14 protein-coding genes are annotated in these 18,280 nt (G+C 72.1%); 9 read left to right on the top strand and 5 right to left on the bottom strand.

Features of this window, described 5'->3' with window-relative positions; all coding sequences use genetic code 11:
* The first annotated feature begins 12 nt into the window (after positions 1 to 12).
* The 5 genes from WBG99_RS23365 to WBG99_RS23345 all read left to right on the top strand — a co-directional run bounded on the left by WBG99_RS23365 (position 13) and on the right by WBG99_RS23345 (position 6,878).
* Complete coding sequence (locus WBG99_RS23365) at positions 13 to 1,539, top strand: FAD-dependent oxidoreductase (RefSeq protein ID WP_338898183.1); 1,527 nt, start codon at positions 13 to 15, stop codon at positions 1,537 to 1,539.
* Between the two features lie 143 nt (positions 1,540 to 1,682).
* On the top strand, positions 1,683 to 2,489 hold the full coding sequence (locus WBG99_RS23360) for a sugar phosphate isomerase/epimerase family protein (protein WP_338898182.1): 807 nt from the start codon (positions 1,683 to 1,685) through the stop codon (positions 2,487 to 2,489).
* Positions 2,490 to 2,699: 210 nt separating this feature from the next.
* Positions 2,700 to 3,614: an MHYT domain-containing protein gene (locus WBG99_RS23355; protein ID WP_338898181.1), complete on the top strand. Its 915-nt coding sequence runs from the start codon at positions 2,700 to 2,702 to the stop codon at positions 3,612 to 3,614.
* A gap of 590 nt (positions 3,615 to 4,204) precedes the next feature.
* Positions 4,205 to 5,998, top strand: coding sequence for a glycoside hydrolase family 3 protein (locus WBG99_RS23350; protein WP_338898180.1), 1,794 nt, complete (start codon positions 4,205 to 4,207; stop codon positions 5,996 to 5,998).
* 226 nt (positions 5,999 to 6,224) lie between these two features.
* On the top strand, positions 6,225 to 6,878 hold the full coding sequence (locus tag WBG99_RS23345) for a hypothetical protein (protein WP_338898179.1): 654 nt from the start codon (positions 6,225 to 6,227) through the stop codon (positions 6,876 to 6,878).
* 75 nt (positions 6,879 to 6,953) lie between these two features.
* Here WBG99_RS23345 and WBG99_RS23340 read toward each other — a convergent pair whose 3' ends face one another.
* Complete coding sequence (locus WBG99_RS23340) at positions 6,954 to 8,384, bottom strand: S28 family serine protease (RefSeq protein ID WP_338898178.1); 1,431 nt, start codon at positions 8,382 to 8,384, stop codon at positions 6,954 to 6,956.
* 148 nt (positions 8,385 to 8,532) lie between these two features.
* Complete coding sequence (locus WBG99_RS23335) at positions 8,533 to 8,904, bottom strand: hypothetical protein (protein WP_338900452.1); 372 nt, start codon at positions 8,902 to 8,904, stop codon at positions 8,533 to 8,535.
* Positions 8,905 to 9,204: 300 nt separating this feature from the next.
* On the opposite strand from WBG99_RS23335, the gene WBG99_RS23330 reads away from it, so the two are divergent.
* From WBG99_RS23330 to WBG99_RS23320, 3 genes are read left to right on the top strand one after another with little or no spacing between them, the layout of a single operon-like run.
* Complete coding sequence (locus WBG99_RS23330) at positions 9,205 to 10,566, top strand: MBL fold metallo-hydrolase (protein ID WP_338898177.1); 1,362 nt, start codon at positions 9,205 to 9,207, stop codon at positions 10,564 to 10,566.
* 28 nt (positions 10,567 to 10,594) lie between these two features.
* A complete protein-coding gene (locus WBG99_RS23325; protein WP_338900451.1) occupies positions 10,595 to 10,954 on the top strand; it encodes a rhodanese-like domain-containing protein in 360 nt (119 codons plus the stop codon).
* Positions 10,951 to 11,700 (top strand): sulfite exporter TauE/SafE family protein, encoded by a 750-nt coding sequence (locus WBG99_RS23320; RefSeq protein WP_338898176.1) that lies wholly within the window; start codon positions 10,951 to 10,953, stop codon positions 11,698 to 11,700. Before WBG99_RS23325 ends, WBG99_RS23320 begins: the two co-directional genes overlap by 4 nt.
* Before the next feature lie 14 nt (positions 11,701 to 11,714).
* On the opposite strand, the gene WBG99_RS23315 is transcribed toward WBG99_RS23320, so the two are convergent.
* The gene (locus WBG99_RS23315; RefSeq protein WP_338898175.1) at positions 11,715 to 11,993 is read right to left on the bottom strand and encodes a metal-sensitive transcriptional regulator; all 279 of its coding nucleotides are present in this window, start codon (positions 11,991 to 11,993) and stop codon (positions 11,715 to 11,717) included.
* Positions 11,994 to 12,077: 84 nt separating this feature from the next.
* On the opposite strand from WBG99_RS23315, the gene WBG99_RS23310 reads away from it, so the two are divergent.
* The gene (locus WBG99_RS23310; protein ID WP_338898174.1) at positions 12,078 to 12,644 is read left to right on the top strand and encodes a rhodanese-like domain-containing protein; all 567 of its coding nucleotides are present in this window, start codon (positions 12,078 to 12,080) and stop codon (positions 12,642 to 12,644) included.
* A 214-nt stretch (positions 12,645 to 12,858) separates the two neighbouring features.
* Here WBG99_RS23310 and WBG99_RS23305 read toward each other — a convergent pair whose 3' ends face one another.
* The gene (locus WBG99_RS23305; protein WP_338900450.1) at positions 12,859 to 16,629 is read right to left on the bottom strand and encodes an ABC transporter ATP-binding protein; all 3,771 of its coding nucleotides are present in this window, start codon (positions 16,627 to 16,629) and stop codon (positions 12,859 to 12,861) included.
* A gap of 433 nt (positions 16,630 to 17,062) precedes the next feature.
* Entirely contained in the window at positions 17,063 to 18,229 is a 1,167-nt protein-coding gene (locus WBG99_RS23300) for a serine hydrolase domain-containing protein (protein ID WP_338898173.1), read from the bottom strand.
* Positions 18,230 to 18,280 lie beyond the last annotated feature (51 nt).

The raw sequence follows: 18,280 nt of genomic DNA, 5'->3' as shown, positions 1-18,280 counted from the left end.
GGGACCCGAGCCATGCAGCACAAGCAGCCCGAGCAGAAGTCGTACTGGATCGCGAACGCGCCCCAGGAGGGCGTGCACCCGGCGCTGGACGGGGACCTGGCCGTCGACGTGGCGGTGATCGGGGCGGGGATCGCGGGGATCAGTGCCGCGTGGGAGCTAGCGCGGCGGGGGCGGCGCGTGGCGTTGCTGGAGGCGGACCGGGTCGCCGCCGGGGTCACGGGGCACACGACGGCCAAGGTGACCGCGTTGCACACGCTGGTCTACGACCGGCTGCGGCGCACCCGGGGCGCCGAGGCGGCGGCGCTGTACGCGCGGTCGCAGACGGAGGCGGTCCGGCACGCCGCCGCGCTGGTGGAGGAGCTGGGGATCGCGTGCGACTGGGAGGACGCGGCGGCCTACACGTACGCCGAGGACGAGGGACGCGTCGAGGAGCTGAGGGCCGAGGCGGAGGCGGCGCGGGAGGCCGGGCTGCCCGCCGAGTTCGTGACGGAGACGGGGCTGCCGTTCCCGGTCGCGGGGGCGGTGCGGGTCGAGGAGCAGGCGCAGTTCCATCCCCGCAGGTACCTGCTGGCCCTCGTCGACGAGCTGGTGCGGCAGGGCGCGCTGGTCCATGAGCGGACGCGGGTGGTGCGGCTCAAGGAGGGTACGCCGTGCAGGCTGACGACCGAGGCGGGGTACACGGTGACCGCCGGGGACGTCGTGGTCGCCACGCACTACCCCGTCTTCGACCGGGCGCTGCTCTTCACCCGGCTCTCCCCGCGCCGCGAACTCGTGCTCACCGCGCCGATCCCGGCCGACGCCGACCCGCACGGCATGTACATCACCCAGGAGCAGCGCACCCGCTCCGTGCGGACCGCCCCGTACCAGGACGGGCGGCGGCTGCTGATCGTCACCGGGGAGCACTTCACACCCGGCACGGGCCACGTCGACGAACGGTTCGGGCTGCTCGCGGAGTGGGCCGTCGAGCGCTTCGGGCAGCTCGACTTCACTCACCGCTGGGCGACGCAGGACAACGACTCCACCGACTCCGTACCGCTCGTCGGCCCCTTCCACGCGGGCAGCCGGCACACCTGGGTGGCGACCGGGTTCGGCGGCTGGGGCATGAGCGGCGGCATCATGGCCGGACGGCTGCTCGCCGACCAGATCACCGGGCACAAGGCGCCGTGGAGCGACCTGTACGACCCGCGCCGCGTGCTGAGCGCGGTGCGCGAGGCGCCGAGCTTCCTCAAGCACCAGGCCCAGGTCGCCCGCCACTTCGTGGGCGACCGGCTCGCGCCGTCCTCGGCCACCTCCGTCGACGCCATCGCCCCCGGGGACGGTGCGGTCGTCCGGGTCCGCGGCCACCACTGCGCGGTGCACCGGGACGAGGCCGGCTCCCTCCACGCCGTCTCCGCCCGCTGCACCCACATGGGCTGCCTGGTCGGCTTCAACCGCGCCGAACGCACCTGGGAATGCCCCTGCCACGGCTCCCGCTTCGACCCGGACGGCACCATCGTCCAGGGACCGGCGACGAAGCCGTTGAAGCGGCGCGACATCTGACGCGCGGGGGCCGCTCATCGGTGACCGGCTCGTCGGGGCCGTGGCCGGCGAACGCACCCCGGAGTCCCGGTCCGACAGCCGACCCGCACCGCCGCACCCCGGTGGGGTGGCACATCGCGGGGTGGCGAGTAGGGTCCGAAGGCATGAAACTCGCGTTCTCCACTCTCGGTGTTCCCGGTCTCCCCCTCGCTGACGTCGTCCGTCTCGCCGCCACACACGGTTATCACGGCGTCGAGTTGCGCGCCCATCCCGAGGAACCGGTGCACCCGGGGATCGGGGCCGGGGCGCGGGCCGAGGCGGTCGCCGAGTTCAAGGCGGCGGGTGTGGAGATCCTGGGGGTCGCGGGCTACGCGCGGGTCGCGGCGCCGGGCGAGGACGGGCCCGTACTGGAGGAGATCCGCCGGCTGCTGGACCTGGCGCGGGACCTGGGGGCGCCCTTCGTCCGCGTCTTCCCCGGCGCCGACCTCGCCGGCGGGCAGAGCGCGGACGAGGCCGACGTCGTCGCGGCACGGCGGCTCGGCACGGCGGCGAAGGACGCCGCCGACCGGGGCGTACGGATCCTGCTGGAGACCCATGACTCGCACCGCACGGGCGCCGACGCGATCCGTGTGCTCGGCCCCGTCGGCCACGGCAGCGTCGGCTCGCTCTGGGACGTGATGCACACCTGGCTCGGCGGCGAACAGCCCGCCGACTCCTACGCCGCCCTCTCCCCCTTCCTCGGCTACGTCCAGGTCAAGGACATCGCCTCCCCCGACGACACGAACCCCCTCCCGCTCGGCGCGGGCGTCCTCCCGCTCGGCGAGTGCGTCGACCTCCTCACCCGCAAGGAGTGGGACGGCTGGCTCTGCTGGGAGTACGAGAAGCGGTGGTACGAGGGGGCCGCGCCGTTGCCGGAACTGCTCGCGGCGGGGCGGGCACACCTCGGACGGCTGCTCAACGACGCGGCGTAAAGGTGTGGCCTGAGCTTGAAGCATCAAGCTCAGGCCCCGTCCGGGCGGGATTTGACCGCGAATCAGCACCGAGTCACCCAAAGCCGATCGGCCGTTGAGCAAGTACCGACAGTAACCTTTGAAAAACGGAGCGCTTCGCCCTGCCTTGCACCAGACTTGCCACCCGCGACCCGCCACACTCAACTCGCCGTGTACCGGGGGATCTGGCATATGCAAGGCACAGTCGACGGTTTCAGCTACGGCGCGGTCACTCCGGTGGCCGCCTACATCATGGCCTGCCTCGGCGCGGCGTTAGGACTGCGCTGCGTCGTCAGGTCGGTCTACAACGAGCGGTCCTGGAAGCCCGGCTGGCTCGCCATGGGGGCGTGCTCCATCGGCTGCGGCATCTGGACGATGCACTTCATCGCGATGATCGGCTTCCGGGTGAAGGAGAGCCGGATCCACTACGACGTGGGGCTGACGGTACTCAGCCTGGTCGTGGCCGTCGCCGTCGTCGCCGTCGGGGTCTTCGCGGTGGGTTACCGCGGCGTCAGCACGGCAACGCTGTGCTCGGCGGGGTGCGTCACCGGGCTCGGCGTGGCCGCCATGCACTACCTGGGCATGGCCGCCATCCAGTTGAACGGCTACATCCGGTACGACATGGCCGTCGTCGCCCTCTCCGTCGGCATCGCCATCGTCGCCGCGACCGCCGCGCTGTGGGCGGCCGTGTCGATCCGGGGCTTCCTGACCAGCCTGGGGGCCAGCCTGGTCATGGGGGTCGCCGTGTCCGGGATGCACTACACCGGGATGGCCGCGGTGGGGGTGCACCTCCACGGCACGACCGGCGGCACGTTCACCGGCGAGTCACCCATGTCCATGCTCCTGCCGATGCTCATCGGGCCGGTCATCTTCCTGCTGCTGGCGGGGGTGGTCGTGATGTTCGACCCGATGCTGGTGCTGGGCGAGGGGGACTGGGACCGGTCGGCTGTCCGGCGGCGCGAGGGCCCACGACAGCCTTGGCGCGCCGACCGCCCCGACGTACCGCCGCAGCACCCGGACGACTCCGCCGACTCCCTCTTCGCACCGGCGGCCCGCCGGGCCCACCGGCAGCCGCAGAGCACCGGACACCGCATCCAGCGGTGGTGAGTCCGCCGGCGTGCGCGCCACCGCGCCGAGAAATCCACGCGCGCCTGTCACAACGGTCGATCCGGCGGTGTCTTGAGGTCGAACCCCCTTGAAGCGGAGGAGAGACCATGGCTGAGAACACCGAGGTGGTCGTGATCGGCCCCCGCTTCTCGGGCGCGGGGCCGTATCGATGTGCGGCTCCGCCGTGTGCGCGCGGGCAACCACACACCACCCGAGCTCTCCCGCGCACCGGCACACCCACCCGCACCGACTTCCCGAAGGTTAACCGATCCCCGGGAACCCGAACCCGCCCCGCCCCGTCCAACCGGCATGCTGCCGGGTGAGTCTCCGCAGCGCGGACGTCGGCCTCGCGGCTGGCTGCGATCGCTGACCACCCCTCTCCGCCGCCTGCGGCCGGCAGCACGCCGTCACCGGCGCGCCCCCTCCGACAGCGCCGGTGACGGCCCCTCAGGGCCGACCCGGTGGGCCGGGTGCCGTTTCCCTGTGCCCCGGCGTTACTGTGCACTCCCCTGACCGGAAGAAAACTTCCCCGGACGCTTCGTGACGCCTCGGAAGTTTCCTTCAGCGGATCCCCCCCACAAGGAGCGCACGTGCCTTCCCGACGTACCGTTCTCGCCGCCGCAGCAGGCGTCACCGCGACCCTCGCCCTCGGCACCGACGCACGGGCCGGCGACCCCGACGACGAGAGACTCCGGGCGCTCCTCTCCCGTATGACGCTCGAAGAGAAGGTCGGCCAGCTCTTCGTGATGCGGGTCTACGGACACTCGGCGACCGCACCCGACCAGGCCGACATCGATGCCAACCTCCAGGAGCTCGGCGTCCGGACGGCCGCCGAGCTGCTGGCGAAGTACCGGGTCGGCGGGATCATCTACTTCTCGTGGGCGCACAACACCCGGGACCCGCACCAGATCGCCGGTCTGTCGAACGGGATCCAGCGCGCCTCCCTCGGTCTCCCGCGCGGACTGCCCGTCCTGGTCTCCACCGACCAGGAGCACGGGATCGTGGCCCGGGTCGGCGAGCCCGCGACACTGCTGCCGGGCGCGATGGCCCTCGGCGCGGGCGCCTCACGCGCCGACGCCCGCGAGGCCGGCCGCATCGGCGGCGCCGAACTGCGGGCGATCGGCATCCGGCAGGACTACGCGCCGGTCGCCGACGTGAACGTCGACCCGGCCAACCCGGTCATCGGCGTACGGTCCTTCGGCGCCGACCCGAAGGCGGTCGCGGGGCTGGTCGCCGCGCAGGTGAAGGGCTATCAGGGGGCCGGGGTGGCGGCGACCGCCAAGCACTTCCCGGGGCACGGGGACACGGCCGTCGACAGTCACCACGGCTTCCCGGTCATCGACCACACCCGGGAGCAGTGGACGGCCCTCGACGCGCCGCCGTTCCGGGCCGCGATCCACGCCGGGATCGACTCGATCATGACCGCGCACATCATGGTCCCCGCCCTGGACCCCTCCGGCGACCCGGCCACCCTCTCCCGCCCGATCCTCACCGGCATGCTGCGCGAGGAAATGGGCTACGACGGGGTCGTCGTCACCGACTCGCTCGCCATGCGGGGCGTGCGGGAGAAGTACGGCGACGAGCAGGTGCCGGTACTGGCGCTGAAGGCGGGCGTCGACCAGCTCCTCAACCCGCCGTCGATCGACGTGGCGTGGCACGCCGTCCTGGACGCCGTCCGCGCCGGTGAGCTGACCGAGGCCCGGCTCGACGAGTCGGTCCTGCGGATCCTGCGGCTCAAGGCGAAGCTCGGGCTGTTCGAGCACCCGTACGTCAGTGACGCGGGCGTCGACCGGGTGGTGGGGGTCCGGCGCCATCGCGACGCCGCCGACCGAATCGCCGAGCGGACCACGACCCTGCTGGTCAACGAGGGGCCGCTGCTGCCGCTGTCCCGTGGTACGCACCGGAACGTGCTGGTGGTCGGCGCCGATCCGGCGTCCCCGTCGGGCACCACGGGACCGCCGACGGCCGTCCTCGCGGCCGAACTCACCTCCCTCGGCTTCACCACGGCCCGCCTGTCGACCGGTACGGCCCCCACGCCGGCCGTCATCGACCAGGCCGTGGCGGCGGCGCGCGGCCAGGACGCGGTGGTCGTGGCGACGTACAACGTGACGGCGGCCAGTACGCAGAGAACCCTTGTCGCCCGACTCCTCTCCACCGGGGTCCCGGTGGTGGCGGTCGCGGTCCGCAACCCGTACGACGTGGCTCAACTGCCGGAGGTCAAGGGCTGTTTGGCGTCGTACTCGTGGACCGACGTCGAGGTGCGGGCGGCGGCGCGGGTGCTGGCCGGACGGGTGGCACCCCGCGGGAAACTGCCGGTGCCGGTGCAACGGGCCGACGACCCGGCGCGGGTGCTGTACCCGGTCGGGCACGGGTTGAGGTACTGACGGACGGGTCGACGTACTGACGCGAGCGTTGGCGTACTGACGGACGGACACGGGAACATCCGGACGCACCGACGTCCGGCACCCCGCGCCCGGCGTACGGGGCCTGACGTACGGCGGCTACGCCCCCCACCTCACGCACCACCCCCAACGGGCGCAAAGCACACGGTACGCCTGGCGTGGCCCCCGCCACCGGGCCACGCTGGGCGGGGTGCATCGGGGGTATGCCATGCGAGGAGTGCGGCGCGTCGGCAGGGGGCGTACGGGGGTGCTCGCGGCTGCCGTCGCGCTGGCCGCAACCGCGCTCTCAGGGTGTCAGGCCTGGTCGGGCGGGGTGGGTGGGGATCCCGGCGAGCGGACGTCCGCGACCGCGCCGACGCGGCCGTCCGGGTACGGGACGGCGTTCCTCGGGGTCGACGAGTGCAGCTCGTTCGGGACGACCAGTTTCACCGAGGTGCCCTGCGCAAGTGAGCGCGCCGCCGCCCGGGTCGTGGCGCGGCACGGGGGCCGGGTGGCTCTGGGGCCGCTGTGCCCGCCGACCACCGACTTCGTCCTCCACATCAGCGAGCCCCGGCCCTCCTCCGGCGCGGACGAGGGCGGCGACGGCTCGGCGCCCCAGGGCTACGCCTGCATGCGCAAGCTCCAGCCGCCGCACCCGGGCGACCCCGGCGGCGGAGGCGGCCCCCGCACCATCGTCGGCGACTGCCTCTACGGTGCCGGGCGGGGCGAGGTCCGCGAGACCGCCTGCGACGGCGAAGGCAGGCACGACCCGGAGTACGAGGTGACGGCGGCCGTCGACACGAAGGCGCGGTGCCCGGCCGCCACGGACCTGTATGTGCAGTTGGGCGGGGGCCGCCCGGTGGGATGCGCCGTGCCGGTGTGAGGGTCCCGGAGCGTCTGAGCCCGGGTGCCGCCGGACGGCGGCACCCGGGCTCGACTCGCCTACGGCTCGGACGCGTTACGGCCTGAGCGTCATCTCCCGCTCGATGTCACGCCGGTCGAGCTTGGAGTCGAACTTCGCCAGCGGCTTCGCCTTGCCGGGGTCCTCCTGGACGGTGGCCGGGGCGACGCCCGCCCACTTGAGGATCCGGGCCGTGGCCAGGTCCTTCTGCGACTCGACGAGGCCGGCGACATTGGCACCGTGGTTGGCGCCGGGGGCGGTGAAGACGTACGAGTCGCGGGCCTTCTTGCCCAGGCGGAAGGGTTCGGCGCCCCACGGGTCGTTCTCGCCGTACACGAAGAGCATCTGCTTGGCGTTGGCGCGGACCCAGGTGTCGACGTCCCGCATCGCGTGCGGCTGGAACCTCATGCCGATGTCGCGCGGGACGAAGTTCCGGGGCGGCTGGTAGCCGTAGCGGATGTACTTCCTCTCGATGTGCGGGAACCGGATCGTGGGCGCGCCCAGTTGCGTACCGGCCTGGTAGAAGTACGGCGTGTACGGCTCCAGGCCCTGGTCGGCGTAGAAGGAGAAGCCGGAGATCGTGTCGACGGACGTCCAGATCTCGTCGTCCGTGGCGTTCCGGGCGTCCTTCGGGATGACGTCGCTGTCGCAGTCGGCGAGCCGGCTGTACTGCCAGAAGCCCCACACGTAGTCGAGCACGGTGGCCTCGTACGCCTTGTCGAGGCTGCCGATCGTGTCGAAGGTGAAGCCCTCGGCGGCGGCGACCCCCGCGTACCTCTTCTCCAGCGACTCACGGCGCACCAGCGCCTCGCGCTGCACGGCGTTCAGCCGGTCGCGGCACTCCTTGGTGCCGACCGTCGCGAAGAACCGGTCGTACGCCGAGTCCTCCCTGTTCACCACGTCGTTCGGGGCGACGTAGGCGACGACGCCGTCCATGTCCTTGGGGTAGAAGCGCTCGTAGTAGGTGGCGGTCATGCCGCCCTTCGACCCGCCGGTCGAGATCCACTTCTTGCCGTAGATCTTCTTCAGCGCCCTGAAGATGCGGTGCTGGTCACTGGCCGCCTGCCAGATGTCCAGCTTGGACCAGTCGGCCGGGGCGGGACGGGAGGGGGTGAAGTAGCGGTACTCCATCGACACCTGGTTGCCGTCCACGATCTGCGTGGGCTCGCGGCGGCCGGGGTTCGTGGAGACGTGGTAGCCGCCGGTGTAGAAGACGGTCGGGCGGCTGGTGTCCTTGTGCAGCACGGTGACCCGCTGCTGGAACGTGCCCTTGGCCGGGTTCCGGTGGTCCACCGGCTGGGTGAAGTCGAGGACGAAGAAGCGGTACCCCGGGTAAAGCTTCTCCTCGGTCAGGCTCACACCCGGTATCGCGAGCAGTCGGTCCTTGATGTCAGCGGTGTCCGGCTCCGCGGCGGTGGCCGCCCCCGCCGTGCTCAACGTGCCTATGAGCACCACGAGCGACAGCACCCATCTGAGTGCTTTGCGCATGCGTCTCTCCCCTATGCAGCGGCTGTGCGCCGGAAGCTATCGGAGTGATCGCCGGGGCACCAGGGAGGAAAGGGGCCAACTGGACTGCTTCCGGGCGGAGATGACGGAGATAGGGAAAACCCTGTGCGGCGGGCACCGGGACCGGCGCTCAGACGCGGATCCACCTCGACGTGTAGTGCATCGAGCCGATCGCCGCCTTGATCAGCACGGGCCGGCGGCCGGCGTGCACCGTCACGGGGAGGGTCTGCCGCCGGGCCGACCCCTGGTGCCGCACCGCCGCGCCGCCGCGGGCCCGCAGGCTGACCATCATCCATGTGCGGCCCTTCTTGCCCCCCTTGCCCCGCACGGTCACGGCGCAGACCCGGCGCCCGCTCCGGTGGACGTGCACGGCCCCACCGGTGAAGGCCAGGGTCCGCACCTTGCGCCCGGCACACGAAGAGGCGGCGGCCTCCGCGCTCCCCGCCGGCCCGGCCAGCGTCAGCAGCCCGGCCGCCGTCAGCACGACCAGGCCGAGCGCCATCGGCCGGCGCGCTCCACGCCCGCTCACTGTTGCCCCTCTCGCCCCACATGCGTACTGGTGTACGGACGCACAACCCCGCCGAACGGTTGCGCGCCCCGGGGCGGCAACCCGAAGAGACCCCCCTTATCGCAGTTCCGCGATTTCGTGCGCATTGGCCCCCACGGAAACGTCAGAGGCCTGGCGGGATGAGCGGTCACGGTGCCGGGAGGCCCTCACGCCCGCAAAAATACCCTAGGGGGTATCTGCTACGGTGGAACCAGAATACCCCCCGGGTAAATTGTTTAGGGAAGGAGTCCGTCTGTGTTCTTCGTGGACGTGCTGGAGACCGAGGGCCTGGGCAACCGCAGCTACCTGGCGGGAGGCCGGGAGGCGGCCGTCGTGATCGACCCTCCCCGCGATGTGGAGCGGGTGGTCGCGGCAGCGGCCGGGCGCGGTGTGCGGATCGCGTACGTGGCCGAGACACATGTGCACAACGACTACGTCAGCGGCGGCCTGGAGCTGGCGAGGCTGACCGGGGCCCGGTACCTGGTGCCGGCCGCGGCGCGGGTCTGCTTCGACCGTGTCCCGGTCGCCGACGGCGACAGCGTCACGGTGGAGCCCGGGCTGACGCTGCGTGCGCTGGCCACCCCCGGCCACACGCCCCACCACACCTCCTATGTCCTGGCGGAGAGCGGTCGGGAGGTGGCGGCGTTCACCGGCGGGTCGCTGCTGATCGGCGGCGTGGGGCGCCCGGACCTGGTCGAGCCGCGACTGACCGAGCAGCTGGCCCGTGCCCAGCACGCCTCCGCCCACCGCCTGGCGTCCGAGCTGGACGATGCGGTGCGGGTGCTGCCCACTCACGGTTTCGGCAGCTTCTGCTCGTCCTCCCGGTCCGAGGGCGATGCCAGCACCATCGGCCAGGAGCGCAAGACCAACGACGCGCTGACGAAGGACGTCGACGCCTTCATCGCCGGAATGCTCGCCGGACTCGATGACGTGCCCGCCTATTACGCGCACATGGGCCCGCTCAATGCCGCCGGCCCCGCAGCGGTCGACCTGACCCCGCCGAAGACGGTCTGCGGGCGGGAGATCGCCGAGCGGCTGGCGGCCGGTGAGTGGGTGGTGGATCTGCGCAGCCGTACCGCGTTCTCCCAAGGGCACGTCGCGGGCACGTTCAACTTCGAGGCAGAGGGGAAACTCGCCACCTACCTGGCGTGGCTGATTCCCTGGGGCAAGCCCCTCACCCTGCTCGCCGACAGCCCGCGACAACTGGCCCACGCGCAGCGGGAGCTGGTGCGGGTCGGCATCGACAGGCCCGCTGCCGCCGCCACCGGCGATCCCGCCGCGTGGTTGAGCGAGGGCGGCAGCATGCGCTCCTTCCCCCGCGCGGACTTCGACGCTCTGAAGAAGGCCCGGGACGCTGGTGGAGAGATGGTGGTGCTCGACGTGCGCCGCGCCTCCGAGCGCGCCCGGGGCCACATCGAAGGTTCGGTGCACATCCCCGTCCACGAGGTGCACGAGCGTGCCGGAGAAGTCCCGGCGGGGACGGTATGGGTCCACTGCGCCGGCGGGATGCGCGCCGCTATCGCCGCCTCCCTCCTGAGCGCGGCCGGGCGGGACGTCGTCGCCGTCGACGACGGCTTCGACGCCGCTCACAGCGCCGGCCTCACCCTTGTCCGCTGATCGTGTCCCCGTGCAGAAAGAGACACCGGTGTCCCTCTTCCGACGCAACCGGACCCGCCTGAGCCCCGGTCAGGCCCACGAGCGCGCAAGCGACGGGCAGACCGCCCTGCTGGACGTACGCGAAGACCCCGAGTGGAGGGCCGGACACGCACCCACCGCACTGCACCTGCCGCTCTCACACCTGCTCAAAGGCGCTGCTCTGCCGCCCGAGGCGGCCGGGAAACCGGTGGTGGCGATCTGCCGCTCCGGGCACCGCTCTCAGCAGGCCGCACAGCTCCTCGCCGAACGCGGCATCGACGCGAAAGACGTCGAGGGCGGCATGACCGCCTGGGCGAAGGAGGGCCTGCCGGTCGTCGACGAGCGCGGCAAGGGCGGCTCGATAGCGTGAGTGCTCTGATCCTGGCCCTGACAGCCGGGGCCGTGGTCGGGCTCGCGCTCGGCGCACTGGGCGGAGGCGGCAGCGTCCTGGCCGTCCCCGCCCTGATCTACCTGCTCGGCTTCTCCCCGGCCGCGGCCACCACAGCCGGCCTCATCATCGTCACCGCCACCTCCGCCACAGCCCTCTACGCCCACGCCCGCGCCGGACACGTCCGCTGGAAAGCCGGCACCGCGTTCGCCGCCGCCGGCCTCATCCCCGCAGCCCTGGCCGGAGCCGCCGCCACCCGACTGCCGCAGCCCGTCCTGACCGCCGCGTTCGCCGTCATAGCCGCCCTCGCCGCCGCGAGAATGCTCCGCCCCACCCCACCGTCGACCACCACCGGACAACGGGTGCGGCCGGTGAAGGCCGCCGGTATCGGCGCGGGGCTGGGGGCCTTGACCGGGCTGCTCGGCGTCGGCGGAGGATTCCTCGCCGTCCCGGCCCTGGTCACCGTCCTGGCCTTCGAGATGCAGGCCGCGACAGGTACCAGCCTGCTGGTCATCACCGCCAACTCGCTCGCGTCCCTGATGACCCGCTCCGGCGGCGCGGCCGGCCTGGACTGGGCACTCATCGGACCATTCACCGGCGCGGCGGTCCTCGGTGCCTGGGACGGCAAGCGCCTGGCCGCAAAGGTCTCCGGACCGCTCCTCCAACGCGTCTTCGCCGCCGTACTGCTGACCGTGGCCGCGTGGATGCTTCTCGACGCATGCGTATGACGGAGCTCCACGGCTCACGCCAGGGACAAGAAGAGCTTCTCCAGGCGTGCCCGCATCTGCTCACGGTCGCCGGACGCCTGGCCGCCCTCGGCCATGCAGTGCTGCAGCCCGGTCGCGATGATCGCGAAACCCGCCCGGTCCAGCGCCCGCGACACCGCGGCAAGCTGCGTGATCACGTCCTCGCAGTCCCGGCCGTCCTCGATCATCTTGATGATCCCGGCGATCTGCCCCTGGGCCCGGCGCAGCCGGTTGAGGACCGACTTCAGCTCCGCGGCTGCCATGTCCAACTCCACGCTTCCTCCTTCACCAATACCCCTAGGGGTATTGTACCCGTGTCCGATACACCCCATCCCGACCCCGCGAAGGGACACCCCCTCATGCACACCCCCACCGCCGTCGCACCCGCCCGGGCCGCATCCCGCCTGGAGCAGTACACCGTCATCGATGTCCGCACCCCCGGCGAATACGCCGCCGGCCACGTCCCCGGCGCCCACAACATCCCCCTCGACCACCTCCACACCGCCCTCCCCGCGCTCAAGGCCGCCGCCGCCCGCGGCGACCTCCTCCTGGTCTGCGCCTCCGGCACCCGCTCTGCCACCGCCTGCGAGCAGCTCGCCACCGCGGACGTTACCGCCGTCACCCTCACCGGCGGCACCACCGCGTGGGCCCAGCAGGGCCACACCCTCACCCGGGCCGACGGCGCGGCCACGACCTGGGCGATGGAGCGCCAGGTCCGCCTCGCCGCCGGCTCCCTCGTCGTTCTCGGACTCGCCGTCGGCGCCCGCTACAAGCCCGCCCGCTGGCTCTCGGCCGCGATCGGCACCGGGCTGGTCTTCTCCGCCGCCACCGACACCTGCGGCATGGCCGCCCTCCTCGCCAAGCTCCCCCACAACCAGCCCCGCACCACCGACCTCGCCGACACTCTGGACGCCCTACGGAAATAGGCCGGCCGGGAACCCAACCCCGACACGCCCTGTCCAGCCGACCGATCCGAGGCGAAGGCCCGTCAGAGAGCTCGCGTTCCTCGCCGACTCCGAAAACCGGAAGAGGCCCGACGGAGATCGCGACGGTACGTGGTCGCTGTCCAGGCGATCGCGGCTTCGCCGATCCACCGCTGCCCGGCCGCCTTCATCGCTGGCGAAGTCACGGATCCCAGACCTACGGCCTCAGGACCGGCTCCCCCACGAACGTCCGCCACAGCCGCGCGTACCGCCCGCCCCGGGCGAGCAGTTCGTCGTGGGTGCCGTCCTCCGCGACCCGGCCGTCCGCCATCACGACCACGCGGTCCGCGCGGGCGGCGGTGGTCAGGCGGTGGGCGACGACGAGGGTCGTACGGCGCCCGGCGAGGCGGTCGGTGGCCTGGTTGACCTGGGCCTCCGTGGCCAGGTCCAGGGCGGCGGTCGCCTCGTCGAGGAGCAGGATGTCGGGGTTCACCAGCTCCGCCCGCGCCAGGGCGATCAGCTGGCGCTGGCCGGCGGAGAGGTTCCGCCCGCGTTCGGCGACCTCGTGGAGGTAACCGCCGTCGAGGGTGGCGATCATGTCGTGGGCGCCGACGGCACGGGCGGCGGCCTCCACCTCGGCATCGGTGGCCTCGGGACGGCCGTAGGCGATGGCGTCGCGGACCGTGCCCTGGAAGAGGTACGCCTCCTGCGGGACGACGCCCAGGCGGTGGCGGTACGACGTCATGTCCAGGTCCCGCAGGTCGGCGCCGTCGACCATGACCCGGCCGCCGGTGGGATCGTAGAAGCGGGCGACGAGCTTGACGAGGGTCGACTTGCCGGCGCCCGTCTCGCCGACGAAGGCGACGGTCTGCCCGGCCGGGATGGTCAGGTCGATCCCGCTCAGGGCCGCTTCGGCGTCGCCGGAGGAGCCGTACGCGAAGTCCACGTGCTCGAAGGTGATGTCGCCGCGCAGGGACCGCACCTGACGGGGTTCGTCGGCGGACTTCGTGGAGGTGGGCTCCCGCAGGAGCTCCTGGATGCGGCCCAGGGAGACGGTGGCCTGCTGGTAGCCGTCGAAGACCTGGGAGAGCTGCTGGACGGGCGCGAAGAAGAGGTCGATGTAGAGGAGGTAGGCGACCAGGACGCCGGTCGTCAGGGTGCCCGCGTCGATGCGGCGGGCGCCCACGATCAGGACCGCCGCCGCCGCCGCCGAGGACAGGAACTGCACGAACGGGAAGTAGACCGAGATCAGCCACTGGCCGCGGACGCGCGCCTGACGGTAGCTGTCGCTGCCGGCCGTGAACCGCGCGACGCCGTCGCGCTCGCGGCGGAACGCCTGCACGATCCGCAGCCCGGCCACCGACTCCTGGAGGTCCGCGTTCACCACGGACACCCGCTCACGGGCCAGCTCGTACGCCTTCACGCTGGCCCGGCGGAAGAAGACCGTGCCGACGATCAGCGGCGGGAGCGTCGCGAAGACGACGAGGGCGAGCTGCACGTCGATCACGAGCAGGGCGACCATGATGCCGAAGAAGGTGACGACGGAGACGAAGGCCGTGACCAGGCCGGTCTGCAGGAACGTCGACAGGGCGTCCACGTCGGTCGTCATCCGGGTCATGATCCGGCCGGTCAACTCCCGCTCGTAGTAGTCGAGTCCGAGGCGCTGGAGCTGGGCGAAGATCTTCAGGCGGAGGGAGTAGAGGACGCGTTCGCCGGTACGGCCCGTCATCCGCATCTCGCCGATCTGCGCGGCCCACTGGGCGAGGACCGCGAGCAGCCCCAGCAGGGACGCGGCCCAGACCGCGCCCAGGGCCGCCTGCGAGACGCCCTGGTCGATGCCGTGCCGGATCAGCACGGGCAGCAGCAGACCCGTGCCCGCGTCCACGGCGACCAGGGCCAGGCTGAGCAGCAGCGGCAGCCCGAAGCCGCGCAGCAGACGCTTCAGGCCGTACGAGTCCTCGGGGGCGACCGCGTGGGCCTCGTCGATACCCGGGGTGTCGTCCGCCGGGGGCAACGCCTCGACCCGGGCGAGGAGTTCGGGCGTGGCGGGGGTGCCGTCGAAGGCGGTGTCCCGGGGCTCCCGGTCACCGGTCCACAGATGGGGCGTGATACCCCGCTCGGCGTCGAACTCGGCGTCCAGCTCGTCCCGTATCGAGTCGCGAACGGGGGTGTCGTCGGCCTGGGCCGGGCTCGTCGGCGGGGTGTGGCCGGGCGAGACGCCGCCCAGCTCGTCCGGGTCGGTGAGGAGCCGGCGGTAGAGGGCGGAGCGCCGTTCCAGTTCCTCGTGGGTGCCGATGTCCGCGAGGCGCCCCTCGTCGAGGACGGCGATGCGGTCGGCGAGGCCGAGGGTGGAGCGGCGGTGGGCGATGAGGAGGGTGGTACGGCCGGCCATGACCTGCTGGAGCGCCTCGTGGATCTCGTGCTCCACGCGGGCGTCCACCGCCGAGGTCGCGTCGTCGAGGACGAGCAGGCGGGGGTCGGTGAGGATCGCGCGGGCCAGGGCGACGCGCTGGCGCTGGCCGCCGGAGAGGGTCAGGCCGTGTTCGCCGACCTTGGTGTCGTAGCCCTCGGGCAGCTCGGCGATGAAGCGGTGGGCCTGGGCGGCACGGGCGGCGGTCTCGATCTGCTCGTCGGTGGCGTCCGGGCGGCCGTAGGCGATGTTGTCGCGGACCGTGTCGGAGAAGAGGAACGAGTCCTCCGGGACCAGGCCGATCGCGGCACGCAGGGAGTCGAAGGTCAGCTCGCGGACGTCGTGGCCGCCGATGAGGACGGCGCCCCGGCTCACGTCGTAGAAGCGCGGCAGGAGAAGGGAGACGGTCGACTTGCCGGAGCCGGAGGAGCCGACCACGGCGAGGGTCTCGCCGGGCCGGATCTCGAAGCTCAGCCCGTCGAGGACGGGGCGGGTCCTGCCGGAGGCGCCTTCGTACCCGAACGACACGTCGTCGAACTCCACCGTCGCGGGCGCGTCGGCCGGGAGCGTCTTCGTCCCGTCGGCGAGCGTCGGCTCGGTGTCGATCAGCTCCAGGACGCGCTCGGTGCCGGCACGGGCCTGCTGCCCGACGGTCAGGACCAGGGCGAGCATCCGCACCGGGCCGACCAGTTGGGCGAGGTACGTGGAGAAGGCGACGAACGTGCCCAGCGTGATGTGCCCGCGCACGGCCAGCCAGCCGCCGAGCGCCAGCATCGCGACCTGGCCGAGGGCGGGGACGGCCTGCAGGGCGGGGGTGTACCGGGAGTTGAAGCGGATCGTGCGCAGCCGCCCCGCGAAGAGCCGCCGCCCCACTGCGCGCAGTTTCCCGGTCTCCTGCTCCTCCTGCCCGAACCCCTTCACCACGCGCACGCCGCTGACGGCCCCGTCGACCACGCCCGCGACGGCGGCGGCCTGCGCCTGGGCGTACCAGGTGGCCGGGTGCAGCTTGGTGCGGCTGCGCTGGGCGATCCACCACAGGGCGGGGGCGACCGCGACCGCGACCAGGGTGAGGGGCAGTGACAGCCACGCCATGACCCCGAGCGAGATCACGAACAGCAGGATGTTGCCGATGGTCATCGGCAGCATGAAGAGCAGGCCCTGGATCAGCTGCAGGTCGCTGGTCGCCCGGCCGACGACCTGCCCCGTGGACAGCTCGTCCTGCCGACGGCCGTCGAGCCGGGTGATCGTCCCGTACATCTCCGTACGCAGATCGTGCTGGACGTCGAGGGCGAGCCGGCCGCCGTAGTAGCGGCGGATGTAGGTGAACACGTACACCAGCAGCGCCGCGCCGATCAGAGCAGCCGCCCAGGGTGCCATGTCCCGGGTGTTGTCCCCGATCACGTCATCGATGATCACCTTCGTGATCAGCGGCACCAGCGCCATCACGGCCATACCGCCGAGGGAGGAGCCGAGGGCGAGGACCACGTCCCTGGGGTACCGCCGGGCGTATCCGGCCAGCCGCCGCGCCCACCCGGCGCCGGCCTTGTCACCCGCGGGTTTCTCCACCGGCTCCCCCATGGCTTCCTCCCCCTGTCGCGCGGCCACGCGGTGCCCTCCTCGTCGTCATGGTCTTCCGGAAGGCACCAACGCGGGGAGCAGCGGATTTCATCCCGCCGCGCGGCTCGGGCGCCGCGCGGCGGGGCTCGGGAGAGGGGTTGCGGAGCGGGTGCGGGTCCGGTGGGGGCGGGTCGCACGGTTCCCCGCGCCCCGCGAAGACACGGCCCTGCGTGAATGCGGTCCGAGAATCCGGAAACGCGGATGTCCTGCTTCGGACATCGCTTCTGGTCCGGTGCCTTCTGTATGCATGCCTCGCCCCCGTGTGCGGACCACCACCGCACCCCTCACAGGGACTCGGCCAAGACCGATGATATTGACTCGTTGGTAACCCGGACGCGCCAGACGCCTTCAGGGAGCGGCCGGGCCGTCCCACCGGCGTGGTCTTCGGGCATCCCTACCCTTTGCCGCGGGCCGCCGACCTCATCACCTCTTCGATCAGCAGCGTGTTCTCCCTGTCCGCACTGTCCCCGAGCGCGAACCGGTTCCGAACGTACGCGTAGGCGAGGCCGTGGCGCGGGCTGGCGAACGCCATGGCGCCGGCCGCGCCCCCGTGGCCGAAGGCGTCCGGCCCCAGTGCCTTGTAGCGGTCGTCGAGGACCTGGAATCCCAGGGCGAAGCGGCTCTCAACGCCACCCACCACGTCGATGCCCTCGGAATGGATCCGGCTGAACGTCTCCATCGTGTCCGAGGTGAGCAGCGCCGGCCTGCCGTCCAGCCCTCCGATGACCGCCGCGTAGGCGCCCGCCACGCCGCGGGCGGAGGCCACTCCGCCCGCCGACCCCTGGCCGAGGGACCTGGTGCGCCGGAAGTTCGGGAAGACGGACAGGTCCGGCATGTACGTGGTACTGAAGGCTATCTCCAGCAGCCTCCCCACTTCTTGTGGGCTCTGCGCACTCTCCCCCGGCTCGGGGACAGCGGGCTGTACGGGCAGGTAGCGGGGCTCCAGTTCCTCGGGCAACCCCAGGTAGAAGTCGACGTCGTACGGACGGCGGACACGGTGCTCCCACCAGTCCTGCAGGCTCCGGCCGGTGACCCTGCGTACGACCTCTCCCGTGAGGGCGGCGATGACGAGCCCGTGGTAGCCGAAGGCCGTACCGGGTGTCCAGTAGGGAGCCTGCGCGGCGAGGCGTTCGGCCATCAGGCGGTCGTCGGCCAGCTCTTCGATCGTGAAGACCTCGTCGACACCGACCACACCCGCCTGGTGGGCGAGCAGTTGCCGCAGAGTGATCCGATCCTTGCCGGACTGGCCGAACTCCGGCCAGTCCGCGCACACCGCACGGTCCAGGTCGAGTACGCCGTCCTGGACGAGCATCGCCACAACGAGGTGTGCGGCCCCCTTGCTCACCGAGAACACGCCGGTCAGGGTGTCCCCGTCCACCTCTGGGCCGGCCCAGAGGTCCACCAGGCGGACCCCCTTCCGGTACACCGCCAGCTGCTGCCCGGTGGGCTGCGGCTGTTCCCGCACCACCTGTGCGAAGGCCTCGCGCACGCCTTCGAATCCAGCGTGCACGTGTCCGTGCACGCTCCGCTCGCCCTCGCCGGTCCGGTGATCGCTCGTCATGCCTCTCCCTGTCGTTCCCGCTCGCGTGGAGGCGGGCCTCGTCGTCGCCGC

Source organism: Streptomyces sp. TG1A-60 (genome assembly GCF_037201975.1).
Classification (GTDB): Bacteria; Actinomycetota; Actinomycetes; order Streptomycetales; family Streptomycetaceae; genus Streptomyces.
Note: the sequence above shows the minus strand (reverse complement) of the source record. Positions and strands in the feature narration are given on the sequence as shown.

Excerpts from the sequence above, each read along its gene's own strand:
- WBG99_RS23335 (WP_338900452.1), bottom strand. The coding sequence starts at position 8,904 with ATGGCGCTCGGCCTGGTCGTGCTGACGGCGGCCGGGCTGCTGACGCTG.
- WBG99_RS23305 (WP_338900450.1), bottom strand. The coding sequence starts at position 16,629 with ATGGGGGAGCCGGTGGAGAAACCCGCGGGTGACAAGGCCGGCGCCGGG.
- WBG99_RS23345 (WP_338898179.1), top strand. The coding sequence starts at position 6,225 with ATGCGAGGAGTGCGGCGCGTCGGCAGGGGGCGTACGGGGGTGCTCGCG.
- WBG99_RS23310 (WP_338898174.1), top strand. The coding sequence starts at position 12,078 with ATGCACACCCCCACCGCCGTCGCACCCGCCCGGGCCGCATCCCGCCTG.
- WBG99_RS23355 (WP_338898181.1), top strand. The coding sequence starts at position 2,700 with ATGCAAGGCACAGTCGACGGTTTCAGCTACGGCGCGGTCACTCCGGTG.
- WBG99_RS23340 (WP_338898178.1), bottom strand. The coding sequence starts at position 8,384 with ATGCGCAAAGCACTCAGATGGGTGCTGTCGCTCGTGGTGCTCATAGGC.
- WBG99_RS23360 (WP_338898182.1), top strand. The coding sequence starts at position 1,683 with ATGAAACTCGCGTTCTCCACTCTCGGTGTTCCCGGTCTCCCCCTCGCT.
- WBG99_RS23300 (WP_338898173.1), bottom strand. The coding sequence starts at position 18,229 with ATGACGAGCGATCACCGGACCGGCGAGGGCGAGCGGAGCGTGCACGGA.
- WBG99_RS23365 (WP_338898183.1), top strand. The coding sequence starts at position 13 with ATGCAGCACAAGCAGCCCGAGCAGAAGTCGTACTGGATCGCGAACGCG.